Here is a 15,129-nt window from a genome sequence, read left to right as displayed (position 1 = left end):
CACAAAATACCTCAAGGCCTATGCTTTCGAAGAAGAAATCAACGCGACTTGCGACCAGAGATAGAATGCATTGGTAAATCGCGACGACACTTGGTTGTTCTCTGCCGTGCTCTCATTGACTGCGATTCGCCTGGCGCACGGACCGAGCAATTTTTCGCTCCTGGCCCGCGTTCATCGACGCAGACGCGAGGAACTTGTCCTCACTTCCCGCGCGCGCCGATGCCGGAAAGGTCGATCCGAATACCAGCCTTGTTCGGGTCGACCGGTTCCGCTTCGAGTGCATCGACGTTGCCGCCCTTCATCTTGTCACTACCGGCTCCGGACCTTTCCTCTTCCACCCCTGGTTCCGGCTCTGGCAGCTTCACGTCGCCCGGATCGGCTGCCCGGAACACCGCTGTCCCCTCGAAATACCCCGTTTGCCATGCGATGATCGCGTCTTCAAAAACCTGCGGAAGGACCTCGCTTTCGGTAGGGTTACCGTACCATTTGGTGACGATACGATAGACTTTGGCGAACAGGGCCGTGCCCATTTTGATGTTTTCGCAAGGCTCGATCAGGTCCGGCTTCAACTGGCCCGCCTCGACGATACCGAGCCCGGCGGGATACTGCGTCAAGCCGACGCGAACGATATTGCGGCCGAGGTTCTGGCGTATCAATGCGAGCGCTTCGTCCGGCGTTGTCGGCTTCGGCACCAGAACGATGCGGTTGCCGGAGCGGACAGTGACCGCGAGCGGGTCCGGCGCCCCTGCCCGTTCGATGAACTGTTCGACGATCGCGGGTTTCAGGCCGGGATCGCTGCATTCCTTGATGAGGGCGGAATCGACCATCGCGAAAGTCTCCTTATGTGTTGAAAGCCGTGACGACGGGTCGCCCGAAGAGTTTCGCCCAGGCAATCACGCCTGCTTGTTGGATGGCGACGATCGACGTTCCCTCGGTCCACCATCCGTTGCCCGTGGCGACGATGGCGGCGGGGGAAAACAGCATCGAGTGCAGTATGGGCCAGACGATGAGCTGCTCGTAGCAGATCAGCGGCGCGATCCTCGTGCCAGCGAGATCCACGGCCGGGTTGCCGAAGAAATGCGCTTGAGCGCCACCGCCCTGCCCGGTCCATTGCAACCATGGCTGCCACATCGATACCGGGATCGGCATGCGCTCGCGATAGAGGATCCGTGCTTCACCCTCCGAGACCGTCACCATGACGTTGTCGTAGCCGCCCGGATCGATGACGGCCGCGCCGGCGATCACGGTGACGTCCGCCCCTCGCAAGCCCGCCTGCCAAAGCCGTGCGACAGTCGGGGTCCATAAGCCGAGGGCGCTTTCGGGAAGAACGATGACACGGGTTTCCGCTCCTGCCGCCGCGCGCACCGTTGCGATCAGGTCACGGTGATGGTCAAGCGAACCATCACGTCCAAGCGTTTGACCCTGTTCGAGGTCGACGCCTTTCCATCCATCCGGTAGGACAGGTTGCGTCCACGTAGCGGCGGACCAGAGCCAGTAGCCTCCCAGGGCAATGGCGGCAGCCGGCCAGTATCGCGATGTCATCATCGCGAGGCCGGCTGTGGTCGCACCCAGCCCCCACCATCCAAAGCCGGGAAACAGAACGCCCGCTGCGGTCAGTGGATGTGCCCACCCGGTGATGCCGAAGGGCGGCAGCCCCATCAGCACCGCGGCCGCAAGGTAGCGCACCGGCTTTCCCCAACCCAGAGCGCCCCTTCCCGGGAGCCTTGTCCAGAGCGCCGCGTGCAGGCCGACGAAGGAGGCGGACGCGGCCAGCCAGAGCAGGAGGCCGGGCCAGAAATCGGCTGCGTAGAAGTTCGCCACACCCTGCGGCAGGCCGCGCGAGGCGGCGAGGAAGTACCCGGCAGACACCGCGCCCGCAACCAGTCGTGATGGAGATTGCGCCCATAGCAACGGAAAGAGCATGGTTGTCGGAAGAAGGAGAACCTCGCCGCTCCACCCGACCGCTCCGACCACGATCGAAAGCAGGATCAGGAGCGCCACACGCCAGCGGTCACGGGTCAAACGTGAACACCGGCCGCGCCAGACCGAGAAGGCCGGATGCCGGGATCGGCCCAAAATATCGTGAATCATAAGAGCTCGCAAAGGATGAGTGAAGAAAGAGATGGCCGGGTGGCACGACGCCGCCCGGATAGGGATGGATCGCCCTGCCGGCACCATCTGTCGCCCGCACAGCGGATGCGGGTATCGGGCGATCGTCGATGACGACCTCCCCGCTGATCACGACCCGGTCGCCGGGAAGCGCGACAATGGTCTTGATCAGGGGCGCAAAACCGCCCCTGCAAAGCCCGCGGCGGAGATATCCGCGCTCCAGCGCCTCGATGAACGACGCGTTCGACGGCGGGCAGATGAACACCAGATCCCCGACCGCAGGGGAGCGGTTCAATGCCTCGATGCGCCAGAGCCCGAGCGGCTCGCTTGGCGTCAGGTTCAGGCGATAGCCGCCAACCGCGGCGACAACCGATCCGCAGAGAATGACGGTCACTGAGACCCCGATCAGGATGATCGCCCGGCGCGGCGTCATTGCTTGATCACCGGTGTCTGGCGCTGCGACAGCCGCAGGTCCTCGACCTGCTTCAACGTCGCGGCGGTGCGCTCGTGGGCAGCGAGTTGCTGTGCGGTGCGCATCACCGGCCATGCCTCGGCCAGGTGCTCCTTCTCCTGGGGCTGGAGTCCCTTTGCGAGCTGCTCGAACAGCCGCCCGGATGGTTCGCGCGCGGCGTTCGTCAGCAGGCTGCGTTCACCGAAGCGTTCCGATACAGCCTTGTTGAATCCGTCGATTTCGAGCTTGGCCTCCTTGTCGCTGACCGCATATCCGAGTGCTGCGGGAAGGTCGTTGCGGTCGATCGCATCGCGCACCCGTTCGAGTACCGTGCGGGCGGACGGCGACAGTGCCGGTATGTCGATCGAGACGCGATGCCGGATTGCCCTCTCCTCCGCTTCAAGGCGCTGCATGGCGTTCGTTCGCATCTGAAGATAACGTTCGAGATCACGCGAAAGCGCCGGCGCATTGACGTGTGCAATATCGCGGTCCTCCTTCTCCACGCGGCTGGCGAACAGGCCGGTCTTGCCTTTGAGCGCTCCAAAACTCTCCGGCTCGTTCGCGATTTTAGCGAGCGTGGATTTCGCAGTCGCCGGATCCTTCAACGCCGCGTCGACATCGACCGCGCGGAAGGCGGCTTCGGGCTGGGCGTAGATCAGATGAAAACGGGAGGAGACTTCCTCCCATTGCTTCTTCAGACCGGGATCGGCGGCGAGCTTGTCCTCGACCGCCTGGTCGAGGGATTTCGGATGAATGGTGATGCCGGCAACCATCGGCCTGACCTCCTTCATGTTGCTGGAAAGCGATTGTTGCTGGTGAGTGCTGGAAACGAGACCGAGCTTGCCGCCGATGGCGAGCAGCCGGCTTCCGAGACGGGCAAGCCGCTGTTTCTGCCGGACCGTCCAGTCGAGCCGGTCGCGCATCATGGTCCGGGCGACGTTCATGACGCGCAGGCCATGCGTGTCGGCGAAGCGGAGTGCCGCGCGATAGAAGCTGGCGTTCTCGTAGTCGAGCGTCGTTTCCTTCGCTGCGTCGCGCGACATGCGTTCCGTCATCCGCGACAGCGCCAGCTCGCGGATGTCGACGACCTTCCAGGTATGGCGCTTGACCTTCTTGCCGTCGGGAAGACGGACCATTTCGGAACCCTTGTGGTCGAGGCCGATGCGGTCGCCGATCTGAGGCGCCGCCTCTGCCATCGCGCGCCTCAGATCGACGCCCCAGATGGTGTTCTGCTTCCCCTCGCCCGTTTCGAGCGTGACGAAATAGCTGTCGTGGTTCTCGGGCTTGTTCTCGTAGGGAGCCTCTCCGTGATCGACGAGAACGCCGCCGCGGTTGGTGAACTCGTTCATGCCGACATAGAGCCGGGCTGCATCGCGATGACGGGTGAGCGCGACATAGGTCAGATGGCGGTCCATCGTGCCGGAAGCGAGCACCCTGACGTCGTCGACCGTCGCGCCCTGCGATTTGTGGATGGTGGTCGCATAGCCATGATCGACATTGGCGTAGAGATGCTGATCGACCGTCACCTGACGGCCATCCTCCCCTTCGCCGATCTCGGCGACAAACCTGCCGGGTGCGGCTTCGACCACCTTCGCCAGCATGCCGTTCTTGACGCCGAGCGATCCCTCGTTCTTCAGGAAGACGATCCGGTCGCCGGCGTCAAAGCGACGCTCGCCTTCTTCTGTCCGGAAGGCGAAGCCCTCGCCGACGAAACCGCGCCCGACCAGTCTTTCGCGGGCGAGTTCGTTGAGTGCGCGCACGTCGAGCCGTCGATGGGCGAGAATGAGAGAAGACCTCGCCGGATCGTAGTCGCGGTTCCAGTCTTCGATCAGCGAGGCTATGGCCTCGTCCTTCGACCAGTGCGAATGGATCAGGTTCGCGCGGTCATAGGCTGCGAGCGCCGACCCGACCTGACGGTGGGCAAGATCGACCGAGGCGCGACGCATCCACGCCTCGCGCTGGCGATAGATCGTGCCAAGTTCGGCATAGCCGATGCGGTCGGTAATCGCGCGGAATGCGGCGCCCGCTTCGATCGGCTGGAGCTGATCGGGGTCACCGACCAGCACCAGCTTGGCCCCGGCCTCGGTCGCTGCCTGGACAAGCATCGCCATCTGCCGCGACGACACCATGCCCGCCTCATCCAACACCATGACGGTCCTGTCGTCGAGACGGTCACGCTCCTGTTGCCAGCGCAGTTCCCATGACGACAGCGTGCGCGCGATAATGCCGGCCTCTTTCTCCAGACCCTCCGCCGCCTTGCCGGCAAGCGCTGCGCCCACGACGCGATATCCGGCGGCTTCCCATGTCTCGCGGGCCGCTTTCATCATCGTGGTCTTGCCCGCTCCGGCACGGCCAACGACGGCGGCTATGCGATTGGCGCCGGCGATATGCGCAAGCGCCGTCCGCTGTTCCTGCGACAGGCGGTCGTGGCGCGCGAAAGTCGCGTCGAGAAGGACCTTGCCGACACCATGCGAGGACCGTCGGTCAAGCCACATCGCGCTCCGGGCCATCGTCGCTTCGAGGCGGATCAGCTCGTGCGTCGTGAACTTCGACGGCTCGCGCTTGCCGGTTGCCAACGAGATCCGCTCACGCTCCAGCCGCAGCACTTGCCCACTCTGCATGATGCGCGCCATCGTGTTGCGGAACATGCCCGCATCGTCGATATAGCGATGCAGGATTTTGGCGACATCGCGCTCGTCGAAGACGCTCTTCTCGCGGGTGATGAGATCCAGCACGAGTTTGGGATTCTCCCGGATGCGGCGGGCATTCTCCTCGCGCCGCTCCTCGTTGAGCTCAAGGCGTTCGAGCTCGGCTTTGCGTCCCTCCCCTTCGGCCTTGCGCTCGATCGCCTTGGCCCCGACGCCGAGATGAATGGTCGGCACCAGGTCGATACCCTGCTTCTCGTAGGATCGCCCGTCGACGCGCAGATTGATGCCGTTGAGCGCCAGGTGATGGTTCATCCGTTCGAACCAGGCGTAGCGAAACGCGTTGAAGTCGTCCGTTCCGCCGGCCCATAGCTCATAGACGATCTTCCCGGCTTTCGTCCGCAGAGGTTCGCCGTCCTCGCCGATCACCGCGACCTTCTTCGCGCCAAAACCGTCTTCGGTCAGCGGCCGCAGGGTCGTCATCAGGTGGATGTGCGGATTGCCGGGATTGTCGTGGTAAACCCAGTCGGCAACCATCCCTCTGGAGAGAATGTGCTTTTCCACGAAGTCACGGACGAGCGCGATATTCTGCTCGGCTGTGAGCTCCAGCGGCAGCGCCACCGTCAGGTCCTTGGCAAGCTGGGCGTCGATCCGCTTTTCGAAAGCCTCGACCCTGTTCCAGAAGGCCTCTGAAGCGCCGGCAACAGAGCGGTCGGCGATCAGCATCCGGACCCATTTCGGCGCATGGTCCGGCAAAAGGAACTCTTCGTGAAGGAGCCCAACCTTGCGGGTGTAGTCGATGGTGCGCGCCTCGCGCTCGTAGTCCATCTTCGCACAGTGCCGATAGGCCGCCGACAGCACCGCGCTGCGGCCGTCGCCGCGGCTTACGATGCTGGCTGAGAAGTGGGCGATGGCCACGGCGGCGAAAACTCCCGATTGATCGGTCGAAACAAGCTGCTCGTCGCGAATAGCGGCCCCGCCAGGGTCATTGAGCAACGCGTCGCGCCAGCGACGTATAATTGCGCCCTTGGTTCCGCTTCTTCGAAACGGCGGGATGATCCTCCAAAGTGTCGGCTTTGCCGACGTGCAAATCTGCACGTTCCTTCGGACGTGCTTTTGAGGAAGTTTGGCGGCGAGAACATCACCGCGAGACTTCCAGGGAGATCCGACCGGAATGAAGAAACCGTCATCGAAGATACGTGAAGAAATCGCCCGCCTTCAGGACCAGCTCAGACAGGCGGAGACGCGGGAGGCCGAGCGCATCGGCCGCGTCGCGCTGAAGGCCGGTCTTGGCGAGATCGAGATCGAGGAGGCCGAACTCCAGGCAGCGTTCGAGGACATCGCCGGGCGCTTTCGCGGAGGTAAGGCAGGGACATCCGGAAGGAAAAATGCCGGTGACGGCCGGACCGCCGGCGAGCCGGGCGCGACGCTCGCATCTGGCTCGGATGCGGGCAGCCGTGGCGAGGCTTGAGCGGATGCACCGGACCGCATCGACCGACGCCCGAAAGAAGGACACCCGCGAGAAGATCGAGCTGGGTGGCCTGATCGTCAAGGCCGGGCTGCGCTACGAGAAACGGGCACTGTTGCTCGGCATGCTGATCGATGCAGGTCGCCGCATCAAGGGCGACGATGCCGAGCGATCGCGCCTCACCACGATAGGGGCGGAGGCCTTTGGTCGTGACGGCGAATAGAATTCTCCTCGCCGTCGTCCCCGCCACGACGATGATCGCAGCGGTGATCCTGATGCCGGGGATCGAGCACTGGCTGGCGGCGTTCGGAAGGACGGCGCAGGCGAAGCTGATGCTCGGGCGGTTCGGCATCGCCCTGCCCTACATCGCAGCGGCTGCGATCGGCACGATGTTCCTGTTCGCGGCCAACGGTGCCGCCAACATAAAGACGGCTGGATGGGGCGTCGTCAGCGGAAACGTCGCGGCGATTATCATCGCGATGATCCGCGAGGCGGCTCGTCTTTCCGGCATCGCCGGAAGCGTCCCCACGGACCAGTCCGTCCTCGCCTACACGGACCCGGCGACAGCGCTCGGTGCGGCCGGCCCATTCCTCGCCGGCGTCTTCGCACTTCGCGTCGTCATCAAGGGCAACGCTGCATTTGCCAGTCCGGCGCCGCGCCGTGTCCGCGGCAAGCGGGCCGTGCATGGCGAGGCGGACTGGATGGGCGTGGTCGAAGCGGGAAGACTGTTTCCCGATGCGGGCGGCATCGTCATCGGAGAACGCTATCGCGTCGATCGCGACAGTGTGGCGGGCATGTCGTTCCGCGCCGATCAGCGCGAGACATGGGGCGCGGGCGGCAAGTCCCCGCTGCTCTGCTTCGACGGCTCGTTCGGCTCGTCGCACGGCATCGTCTTTGCCGGCTCCGGCGGTTTCAAGACGACATCGGTGACGATCCCGACGGCGCTCAAATGGGGTGGCGGGCTTGTGGTTCTGGACCCGTCAAGCGAGGTGGCGCCGATGGTCTCGGAACACCGGCGCAAGGCCGGCCGAAAAGTGATCGTGCTCGATCCCGCCACGCCCGCCATCGGCTTCAACGCGCTCGACTGGATCGGGCGGTTCGGCGGAACGAAGGAGGAGGATATCGTGTCGGTCGCGACCTGGATCATGACCGACAACGCGCGCACCGCCTCCGCCCGCGACGATTTCTTCCGGGCTTCCGCCATGCAGCTGCTGACCGCGTTGATCGCAGACGTGTGCCTGTCAGGGCATACGGACGAACAGGACCAGACGCTGCGCCGGGTGCGCGCCAATCTCTCGGAGCCTGAACCGAAACTGCGCGAGCGGCTGACGCGGATTTACGAGCAGTCCGAATCCGATTTCGTCCGGGAGAATGTCGCGGTGTTCGTCAACATGACGCCGGAGACGTTCTCCGGCGTTTATGCCAACGCCGTCAAGGAAACGCACTGGCTCTCCTATCCGAACTATGCCGCCCTGGTGTCCGGCGACAGCTTCTCGACGGACGATCTCGCCAAGGGCGAGACGGACATCTTCATCGCACTCGACCTGAAAGTGCTGGAGGCCCATCCGGGCCTTGCCCGCGTCGTGATCGGCGCGTTCCTGAACGCGATCTATAATCGCAACGGCGAGGTCGAGGGCAGGACGCTGTTTCTGCTCGACGAGGTGGCCCGTCTCGGCTATCTGCGCATCCTCGAGACAGCGCGCGATGCCGGTCGCAAATACGGCATCACGCTGACGCTGATCTTCCAGAGCCTCGGGCAGATGCGCGAGGCCTATGGCGGTCGGGACGCCACGAGCAAATGGTTCGAGTCGGCGTCATGGATCTCGTTTGCGGCGATCAACGATCCCGACACGGCCGACTACATCTCGAAGCGATGCGGCGACACGACGATCGAGGTCGACCAGACGAACCGGTCGACCGGAATGAAGGGATCGTCGCGCTCGCGGTCGAAGCAGCTTTCGAACCGGCGGCTGATCCTGCCGCATGAGGTGATGCGCATGCGGACCGACGAGCAGATCGTGTTCACGGCTGGCAACGCGCCGCTCAGATGCGGCCGCGCCATCTGGTTCCGCCGCGACGAGATGACGAGGATCGTCGGCAAGAACAGGTTCCATCAAGGCGATGCGCCGGCCAAGGGGCCGGAACCTTCCACACCCTGACAGAACGAAAGGAAGCGCGCATGATGCATTGGAGAAAGGACTGTTACTCGTTGATGGGGCCGTTGATGATCTGGGTGGCGTTCATCATCGCCATTCCGTTTCTCGGCGCCGGGGCGATCGTCAGCATGGCCATTCTGTTAGCGATCGGCGATACGATCGTGAAGACGGTTGGCCTTTTCTGCGCTCTGGTGCTTGGGCCACTGGCGGCGTTCACGGAGATCGCGCCGCCATTTGTGACGAGAGAAGAGGTGGCCTGGCGCAACAGAAACAGAGAGATGCTCTTCGAAGGCGATGTCGCCTGGGAAGATGTTCCGTTTCTGCCACCGGTGCTGAACCGGATTCGGTCCACAACCGGAAAACGAAAGCGGGAGGAAGAGAAGGAGGGGGCCGCTGCCAGCGATGCGAAGCCGTCCATCGCATGACGTCCGAAAGCGCGTCCCCGGATGCCGTACGGGACCTGTATCCGGCACACTGCGACAAGCTGCTGAATTCAGGGGGAGAGGCTATCACCGGTGCATAAAATCACCAATGAGCGACGCCGATCTCCCGGAGCTTTAAGCCGGCCGCAGGCCGCACCCGGGAGAGGGATAGGGGTTTGGGAAAGGGTGGAGGGAACCGTCCCCTTTCCCCATGGGAGGGTGTTTGAGGGAGGGGCTTGCCCTTCCCTCATGGGGTGAGCGGCGAGAGGGGCGGCGCAGCCGCCCCCCTTTCGTTAGCCATGCCGGCCGGTCGATCCGGCTGACGAGGCTCGCAGACAGGGATACGGACGAAAGGTGGCACCACCACCTTTCGTCCTCGACATTAATCGGGGCTAACGTTGAGTTCACGGATCACCGTGTCGATGCGCCAGTCGCCAATCTCGGTTCGTCGCTGGGCAACCAGAATATCGACGGCCGTTTCGTTGGCCTCGATAGCACTGATCGCCGCGTCCATCGCATCCCATGGACCGAGGTTTTCGACAGGGATGACGTCGCCGTCATCGTCATAGCCGCCTGAGATGTACATTGGCGCGCGCGTGACGCGGTCATGTGCACGCTCGGCTTCTCGAATCAACCGAAAACCCTCTTCCCGCTGACGCCAGTATTCCGGGCTGCCACCATCGATGTATTTGATTTTCTGCTCTGTCATGACAATCTCCTTTCGTCTTTCTGACGCAAGGAGGCTGCGCCGTAGACGCGAGGGGTCAGGGATCGCATTGCGACCGCCGGAGGCGGCGAGTGGAGGAGCCGATTTGCAAGAGCCGTCGCGGACGGCGGCTGCAAATTGGAGGTGCTACGACGTCCTTGACGCCGGAGTGGCGGGTGCAAAATACAAAGTCAGAGAGAAGAGAGACCCGCGCCTGCAGGGCGCGTCCGTCTGCCGGTAGAAGCGGCCGCGAGAGGATCGCAACCGGATGGCCGAAACCGCTTGCGGGTTCGGTGCGCCTGCGCATAGAGCCGTGCGGCGAAGCCGTCTCGCCCAGTTCCCGTCTGAAACCATCACGACGATGAATCGGTGACGCCGGATCGATTCATATAACTCGTTGGACGCCGCTTGCCGGGACAGCGACAAGGGGAACATGGAAAACAAGGAGACACGCCAGGTTCATCTTCACCGCATTGATGCGGCGCAGAACATGCGGCGCTACTACAGGATCGCGATCCAGCCGACGCTGTTTGGCGGGGCTTCGGTCGTCCGCAACTGGGGCAGGATCGGATCAGGCGGCCAGACGATGATGGAGACCTTCGATCATCCGGACGATGCGGACACAGCACTCTTCCTTATCGAACGAACGAAGAGACGACGCGGCTATCGGGACGCGGGCAGCTCCCAATAGCCTGTCTCAATCGGCCGAACGCCTGCATTTCCTGTGGTTTTCGCAATCCTTGCGAGGATTCCTGCCGTTCTGCCCCTTTCTTCGCCACATCTTCATTGTCAAAGCTGAAAGACCGAAAACAGAAAGAGGCCTTTCCGATATGACCACGACCAACGAAATCGCCGACAAGATCGCAGCCGAACAGAGCCTGACCAAGGCGCAGGCCAAGACGATCGTCGAGAGCGTCTTCAAGCAGATCACCGACGCGGCGCTTGCTGGCGCGGAAACGTCGATCCCCTCGTTCGGAAAGTTCAAGCTGAAGGACACGCCGGAACGTGAAGGCCGTAACCCGGCAACAGGCGCAACGATCAAGATCGCCGCTTCGAAAAAGCTGACGTTCACGCCTGGCAAGGCGGTCAAGGACGCACTCAACGGCTGAGGCAGGAGAGCCGCACAGGGGACGCAGAAATAGAGCCTCCTAGAAAGGAGGCTCCGTGCTGATGCGCCCGTCCTGTTCGGCCTCGATCGTTGCAAGCTCCGCCTGCACCATCTCCAGCTCCGACGCGATCTGGCGACGCTCCGCCGGATCGCAGGCGTTCCTGAGTTCGGCCTTAAGCTCTTCGCGTTGTATTTCGAGAGAAATCGTCATCGTCGTCTCCTTGACGTTTGTGAAAGACGACGCCGCGCGTCATGGCGGAGCGGAGGGGTCCAGCATCGCGGGACGCGACCGCCGGAGGCGGCGAGGGGAGGAACCGATTTGCGGAAGCCGCCAAAGGCGGCAGGAGCAAATTGGAGGCGCCGCTCGTGCTGGACGCCTTCGGTTCGCCATGGCACGCTTGGACGAACTGAGCAGCTCACACCTCCTCGTATGGCACCGGAAAAGCCGGAAGCAGGCTCGATGCCTGCGCCCGGCTTCGTCAATGGGAACGGAAAAAGAGCCCCGCCTTTCGGCGAAGCTCTTCGGGGTGATCAGGCCTCCCGCTTCGGGCGGTTCCAGATGAGGGCGTATTCGCCGTCCTTATCGCTTGGCCAAAGGGCTGCGGTGATCGGTGCGTTGAAGCTCGGGTCGTCCAGCTTGACCGAGATGTATTCCTCGCCGTCGTTGGAGACCGCCTTCCAGCCGGCGCCGACCTCGACGCCGTTGCCGGCGGTGATGCGGAAATCCGGAGCGTCGCGCGAGACGCGTTCGATCGGGTTCAGGCGGGCCTTCATGCTGACGGTGAGTGTGCGCACGTTGCCTATGATGGAGTTGTTGCCGTTGGTGGTGAATTCGCCGATGACTGCCATTGTCGTAACCTTTCCGGTTTGCTCGGGCCGCGCCCATCGCGTCCTCGATGACGGTGTTAAGACCGACGGCGATCGACGCCGCACCCTTGGGCCGAAACGTCAGTGGAGGGCGGCCGGGAGCGGCTTTCTTGTCGCGCGAGGAATGCGAACCTGTTCGTAGGGGAAGAAAGTCGCGTATGGCCGTTGCGGCCAAGTCGGTCGAGACGAAGGCGTCCTTCGGTCACACCAGATCCATCGAGGACGCGATGGGTGTGGCCAGCCCGAACCGGATTGTGCACGACATGCCGAGAGACCATTCGGTGAATTCACACCAGCGCGCTGCAGGCACGATCGCTATCCGCACCAAGCTCACGCCACGTCACGGCTGCGGTCCTGCCGTTCCGTTCGACTCCTTCGCCGATAGGTGGGTCTGCCCTACCGACTGTTCGACAACCGAGCCCATCGTCGACAGGATGGTGCCTCATTCTGCCGGCAAGGACCGTGGTTAGGATGCGATCCCCCCAGCCCTCAGCGCCCACACCGCACCGGCTGGCCGGCACGGAAGACGTTCCCGGGCTTCAGGAACTGGCTGAGTAGCCGTCTTTCACAACGGAAATCCGCATAGGCCCAGTCGGTCCGAAGCTGTGAAAATTGCCAACTCGAAGAACGAGGTGTAATTCTTAGTTTCTACGCCAGGTGCCGGTGAAAAATAGGCTGTTGCGAAACTCTCTCGCAGAACTCAAATTTAAATCGGGAATTTTGCGACGGAAGCACACAAGACAGGTTCATGCGTCTATTCAATATCATTATCGCGACCCTAGCCATTTCCTTTCTTCCAGCAGGAGCCAATGCTCAATCGTCTCGACAACGGTTCACCATGGCGACCGACAGCGGCGGGGTTCTGGTCGAGAGCTTCGGGAGCTGCGCGAACGCAACCTGCCCGGCTGTGGTGATCTTGAGCGGCAGCAAGGGCTTTGTAGCGCCCGTTTATGACGAGATCGGCCAGTCGCTCCGGGCGGCGGGCTTGAATGCCTATCTCGTGCACGTTCTGTCGGCGGCCGACCGCGACGCCATCGCTAAGGCGGGCAGCGCGCGGGCGCGCATCGCCTATTATGCGCAGCGATTGCCGGACTGGATTTCCGCCGTTCAAGGTGTGGCCGCCCATCTTGAGGGGCAGCCGCGCCACGGCGGCAAGGTCGGCGTTCTCGGAATCTCCCTTGGCGCGCAAATCGCTTCGGCCGCTTCGGTCGGGCGAGCCGATATTGACGCCCTGGTGCTGGTCGATGGTGGTTTCCCGAATGGCTATTCGCAGCCTGTCCGCTCGTTGCCGCCTCTGCATTTGATTTGGGGCAGCGCCGACCGGACTTTTCCCTTGTCGACTGGCCGGGAGCTGCAACGGACTGCGCAGCAGCTTGGCGGACCTGTTACCCTTGACGTTTATGAGGGCGGCACGCACGACTTTTTCTTGAGATCGGGAACTCGGAACGCCGGCGCAGCGCACCAGAGCGCGGCAAATTTCTTGTCATCGCATTTGTTGCGATAAGTGTCGCAGGTTTCGGAAATTTTGCGACTGCACCTCATTTTGTAAGCTGGATCGACTACCATGGCAGAAATCCCAATCCGTAGCTTTGGCGTATCCGTTGTTCTTCTCCGCAACGCCAAACCCGAAACCGAAGTCTTGTTGCTACGCCGGAATCACACCCTCGTTGGCGAGTGGTGTCAAATTGCCGGAGGCATTGAAGACGGCGAGAAGGCGTGGGAAACAGCTCTGCGTGAGGTGAAAGAGGAAACGGGCTTAGGCTGCAACCGCCTTTATTCAGCGGACATATGCGAGCAGTTCTATGAGGCTGATCGTGACGCCATCAGCATGTTTCCCGTATTCGTCGGCTTTGTAGATGCCGAGGCGGCGGTTACGATCAATCACGAGCATAGCGAGTTTCGGTGGGTCTCATTTGCGGCGGCTTTGACGATGGTGCCGTTTGCAGGGCAACGCCATGTTCTAAAGCACGTAGAGGCCGAGTTTGTTCAGCGGGAACCCGTTCAGCACCTGCTCATCCACGAGATGTCGCAGAAATCCTAATTTTGCAGCGCTGCAAAAGTCCGGCTAACATATCGAGCAAAACTCGGGCAAACCGTCTCAAAACTCTCATCAGGAATCTCACGGAGGGTTTTGGGACGGTCTGCTAGGAGATTTCCGGCAACTCGCTGCTTTGTGAGCGCACAGATAAAACTCATTCGACGTCACAAAGATTGCAAGGCAATATCGGATAGGGATGCAGTGAAGGAAAGGCAGAGATGAATCATTCCGATATACTTGGCCGCAGCATCGCCGACCCGATTGTCGGGTCGTACCTGGCGGATCACGAAAAGCTGGACCCTATCGATTTCCGCACAAATGCGGAGATTGGGTTTTTCGGCGGTTTCGATAGCGGCTTCGGCCTGCAGGTGGAAAGCCTTTCCGCATATAGTGCCGAATTCGAAGAGGTACGGTCACGGCACTTGCCGGACGACGAGGAGAGGATCGTCTCTCGGCTGTCCTTTACCGGGCTGGATGCCATCAGAGCCGTGCAACGGTCCTATATGTCGGCGCTGCCATTCGGTCTGACGTTTGGAGACAGCAGCGACGTCGTGGCCGAGAAACTCGGGGCGGGTCCGTTTCGGGAGGGAAAGAGCAGCTCGCTGCCGGAATATTCAGCCGAACGCTTCGATCACGCCCATGCTGTTGGCAATATGGTCGTGATCGTAAAATATGATGCGAACTTGCGGCTGATGGCGGTCTATCTGATGCATGCTGACCGCACCATGCTCAAGGCCAAGCGCCGGAAGGCGTCCTTGCCCAAGCAGAAGATCGTGCCCGACAACATCGATAAAGTCGAAGCGTTGCGGGCCCATATTCCAACGCAACGTTGGCGCGCGTCCATGGCCGAGGGAGACGAGCTGTTCAACGAAACCGATATTGCAACGGCTGAAACGGCGCTGAATGCGTTCCTCGACAGGGTGAAGGCCGCAACCAGCGAGCGGGATGCACAGGCCATCCAGACGGCGGTCAAGGACATCGTTCTTGCGATCAATGAGATCAACGCCAGAAGCGGGATGATCGAAACACTGGAACGCGACGAACTTGGCGTCCTGATCGACGCGGTGGTAAGGGCGTCAGGCTTCAGCCTCCCGGATGATGAAGATATCACCGCAGAATGGCGGGAGTGGTAACGCGAGCCAATGGCCGTAGGGGGGGG

17 protein-coding genes are annotated in these 15,129 nt (G+C 62.2%); 10 read left to right on the top strand and 7 right to left on the bottom strand.

Features of this window, described 5'->3' with window-relative positions; all coding sequences use genetic code 11:
• Positions 1-200: 200 nt before the first annotated feature.
• The 4 genes from CPJ18_RS25140 to traA are packed head-to-tail and all read right to left on the bottom strand — an operon-like array spanning position 201 to position 6,123.
• A complete protein-coding gene (locus tag CPJ18_RS25140) occupies positions 201-827 on the bottom strand; it encodes a TraH family protein (protein WP_010891531.1) in 627 nt (208 codons plus the stop codon).
• Between the two features lie 13 nt (positions 828-840).
• The gene (locus tag CPJ18_RS25135; RefSeq protein WP_065698649.1) at positions 841-2,022 is read right to left on the bottom strand and encodes a conjugal transfer protein TraB; all 1,182 of its coding nucleotides are present in this window, start codon (positions 2,020-2,022) and stop codon (positions 841-843) included.
• The gene (gene traF, locus CPJ18_RS25130; protein ID WP_010891533.1) at positions 2,012-2,542 is read right to left on the bottom strand and encodes a conjugative transfer signal peptidase TraF; all 531 of its coding nucleotides are present in this window, start codon (positions 2,540-2,542) and stop codon (positions 2,012-2,014) included. Before traF ends, CPJ18_RS25135 begins: the two co-directional genes overlap by 11 nt.
• Positions 2,539-6,123 (bottom strand): Ti-type conjugative transfer relaxase TraA, encoded by a 3,585-nt coding sequence (traA, locus tag CPJ18_RS25125; RefSeq protein ID WP_099086251.1) that lies wholly within the window; start codon positions 6,121-6,123, stop codon positions 2,539-2,541. The genes traF and traA overlap by 4 nt, the downstream gene beginning before the upstream one ends.
• A 256-nt stretch (positions 6,124-6,379) precedes the next feature.
• Between traA and traC the strand changes: the two genes are divergently transcribed.
• The 4 genes from traC to CPJ18_RS25105 are packed head-to-tail and all read left to right on the top strand — an operon-like array spanning position 6,380 to position 9,254.
• Positions 6,380-6,676: a conjugal transfer protein TraC gene (traC, locus tag CPJ18_RS25120; protein ID WP_010891535.1), complete on the top strand. Its 297-nt coding sequence runs from the start codon at positions 6,380-6,382 to the stop codon at positions 6,674-6,676.
• Positions 6,677-6,680: 4 nt separating this feature from the next.
• On the top strand, positions 6,681-6,896 hold the full coding sequence (gene traD / locus CPJ18_RS25115) for a type IV conjugative transfer system coupling protein TraD (RefSeq protein WP_010891536.1): 216 nt from the start codon (positions 6,681-6,683) through the stop codon (positions 6,894-6,896).
• Entirely contained in the window at positions 6,883-8,832 is a 1,950-nt protein-coding gene (gene traG, locus CPJ18_RS25110; RefSeq protein ID WP_099086246.1) for a Ti-type conjugative transfer system protein TraG, read from the top strand. The genes traD and traG overlap by 14 nt, the downstream gene beginning before the upstream one ends.
• A gap of 20 nt (positions 8,833-8,852) precedes the next feature.
• Positions 8,853-9,254, top strand: a complete 402-nt coding sequence (locus tag CPJ18_RS25105; RefSeq protein ID WP_099086247.1) for a hypothetical protein — start codon at positions 8,853-8,855, stop codon at positions 9,252-9,254.
• Between the two features lie 379 nt (positions 9,255-9,633).
• On the opposite strand, the gene CPJ18_RS25100 is transcribed toward CPJ18_RS25105, so the two are convergent.
• Complete coding sequence (locus tag CPJ18_RS25100) at positions 9,634-9,960, bottom strand: hypothetical protein (RefSeq protein ID WP_065698646.1); 327 nt, start codon at positions 9,958-9,960, stop codon at positions 9,634-9,636.
• A gap of 430 nt (positions 9,961-10,390) precedes the next feature.
• Here CPJ18_RS25100 and CPJ18_RS25095 point away from each other — a divergent pair, with 430 nt between their 5' ends.
• Complete coding sequence (locus tag CPJ18_RS25095; protein ID WP_099086233.1) at positions 10,391-10,648, top strand: WGR domain-containing protein; 258 nt, start codon at positions 10,391-10,393, stop codon at positions 10,646-10,648.
• Positions 10,649-10,787: 139 nt separating this feature from the next.
• Positions 10,788-11,066, top strand: coding sequence for an HU family DNA-binding protein (locus CPJ18_RS25090; RefSeq protein ID WP_010891541.1), 279 nt, complete (start codon positions 10,788-10,790; stop codon positions 11,064-11,066).
• Positions 11,067-11,105: 39 nt separating this feature from the next.
• Here the strand turns inward: CPJ18_RS25090 and CPJ18_RS26935 are convergent, their stop codons facing one another.
• Positions 11,106-11,276, bottom strand: a complete 171-nt coding sequence (locus CPJ18_RS26935; protein WP_162992506.1) for a hypothetical protein — start codon at positions 11,274-11,276, stop codon at positions 11,106-11,108.
• Positions 11,277-11,596: 320 nt separating this feature from the next.
• Positions 11,597-11,914 carry a DUF736 domain-containing protein gene (locus CPJ18_RS25085; protein WP_010891567.1) on the bottom strand — a complete coding sequence of 106 codons (318 nt, stop codon included), beginning with the start codon at positions 11,912-11,914 and terminating at the stop codon, positions 11,597-11,599.
• 128 nt (positions 11,915-12,042) lie between these two features.
• On the opposite strand from CPJ18_RS25085, the gene CPJ18_RS25080 reads away from it, so the two are divergent.
• The 4 genes from CPJ18_RS25080 (at position 12,043) to CPJ18_RS25065 (ending at position 15,103) form a co-directional block, all read left to right on the top strand.
• Positions 12,043-12,402, top strand: coding sequence for a hypothetical protein (locus CPJ18_RS25080; RefSeq protein ID WP_137006675.1), 360 nt, complete (start codon positions 12,043-12,045; stop codon positions 12,400-12,402).
• 278 nt (positions 12,403-12,680) lie between these two features.
• A complete protein-coding gene (locus tag CPJ18_RS25075; RefSeq protein WP_065698644.1) occupies positions 12,681-13,436 on the top strand; it encodes a dienelactone hydrolase family protein in 756 nt (251 codons plus the stop codon).
• A gap of 60 nt (positions 13,437-13,496) precedes the next feature.
• A complete protein-coding gene (locus CPJ18_RS25070; RefSeq protein WP_010891569.1) occupies positions 13,497-13,973 on the top strand; it encodes an NUDIX hydrolase in 477 nt (158 codons plus the stop codon).
• Positions 13,974-14,188: 215 nt separating this feature from the next.
• The gene (locus CPJ18_RS25065; RefSeq protein WP_010891570.1) at positions 14,189-15,103 is read left to right on the top strand and encodes a hypothetical protein; all 915 of its coding nucleotides are present in this window, start codon (positions 14,189-14,191) and stop codon (positions 15,101-15,103) included.
• Positions 15,104-15,129 lie beyond the last annotated feature (26 nt).

The organism is Agrobacterium rosae (assembly GCF_002915175.1).
GTDB classification, from domain to species: Bacteria; Pseudomonadota; Alphaproteobacteria; order Rhizobiales; family Rhizobiaceae; genus Agrobacterium; species Agrobacterium rosae.
The sequence above is the reverse complement of the archived record's forward strand: the minus strand, read 5'-3'. Positions and strand labels throughout refer to the sequence as shown.

What these genes read in the sequence shown, in the direction of transcription:
- CPJ18_RS25090 (WP_010891541.1), top strand. Translation starts at nt 10,788, where the DNA reads ATGACCACGACCAACGAAATCGCCGACAAGATCGCAGCCGAACAGAGC.
- CPJ18_RS25140 (WP_010891531.1), bottom strand. Translation starts at nt 827, where the DNA reads ATGGTCGATTCCGCCCTCATCAAGGAATGCAGCGATCCCGGCCTGAAA.
- traC (WP_010891535.1), top strand. Translation starts at nt 6,380, where the DNA reads ATGAAGAAACCGTCATCGAAGATACGTGAAGAAATCGCCCGCCTTCAG.
- traD (WP_010891536.1), top strand. Translation starts at nt 6,681, where the DNA reads ATGCACCGGACCGCATCGACCGACGCCCGAAAGAAGGACACCCGCGAG.
- CPJ18_RS26935 (WP_162992506.1), bottom strand. Translation starts at nt 11,276, where the DNA reads ATGACGATTTCTCTCGAAATACAACGCGAAGAGCTTAAGGCCGAACTC.
- CPJ18_RS25065 (WP_010891570.1), top strand. Translation starts at nt 14,189, where the DNA reads ATGAATCATTCCGATATACTTGGCCGCAGCATCGCCGACCCGATTGTC.
- CPJ18_RS25085 (WP_010891567.1), bottom strand. Translation starts at nt 11,914, where the DNA reads ATGGCAGTCATCGGCGAATTCACCACCAACGGCAACAACTCCATCATA.
- CPJ18_RS25105 (WP_099086247.1), top strand. Translation starts at nt 8,853, where the DNA reads ATGATGCATTGGAGAAAGGACTGTTACTCGTTGATGGGGCCGTTGATG.
- traF (WP_010891533.1), bottom strand. Translation starts at nt 2,542, where the DNA reads ATGACGCCGCGCCGGGCGATCATCCTGATCGGGGTCTCAGTGACCGTC.
- CPJ18_RS25070 (WP_010891569.1), top strand. Translation starts at nt 13,497, where the DNA reads ATGGCAGAAATCCCAATCCGTAGCTTTGGCGTATCCGTTGTTCTTCTC.
- CPJ18_RS25095 (WP_099086233.1), top strand. Translation starts at nt 10,391, where the DNA reads ATGGAAAACAAGGAGACACGCCAGGTTCATCTTCACCGCATTGATGCG.
- CPJ18_RS25075 (WP_065698644.1), top strand. Translation starts at nt 12,681, where the DNA reads ATGCGTCTATTCAATATCATTATCGCGACCCTAGCCATTTCCTTTCTT.
- CPJ18_RS25100 (WP_065698646.1), bottom strand. Translation starts at nt 9,960, where the DNA reads ATGACAGAGCAGAAAATCAAATACATCGATGGTGGCAGCCCGGAATAC.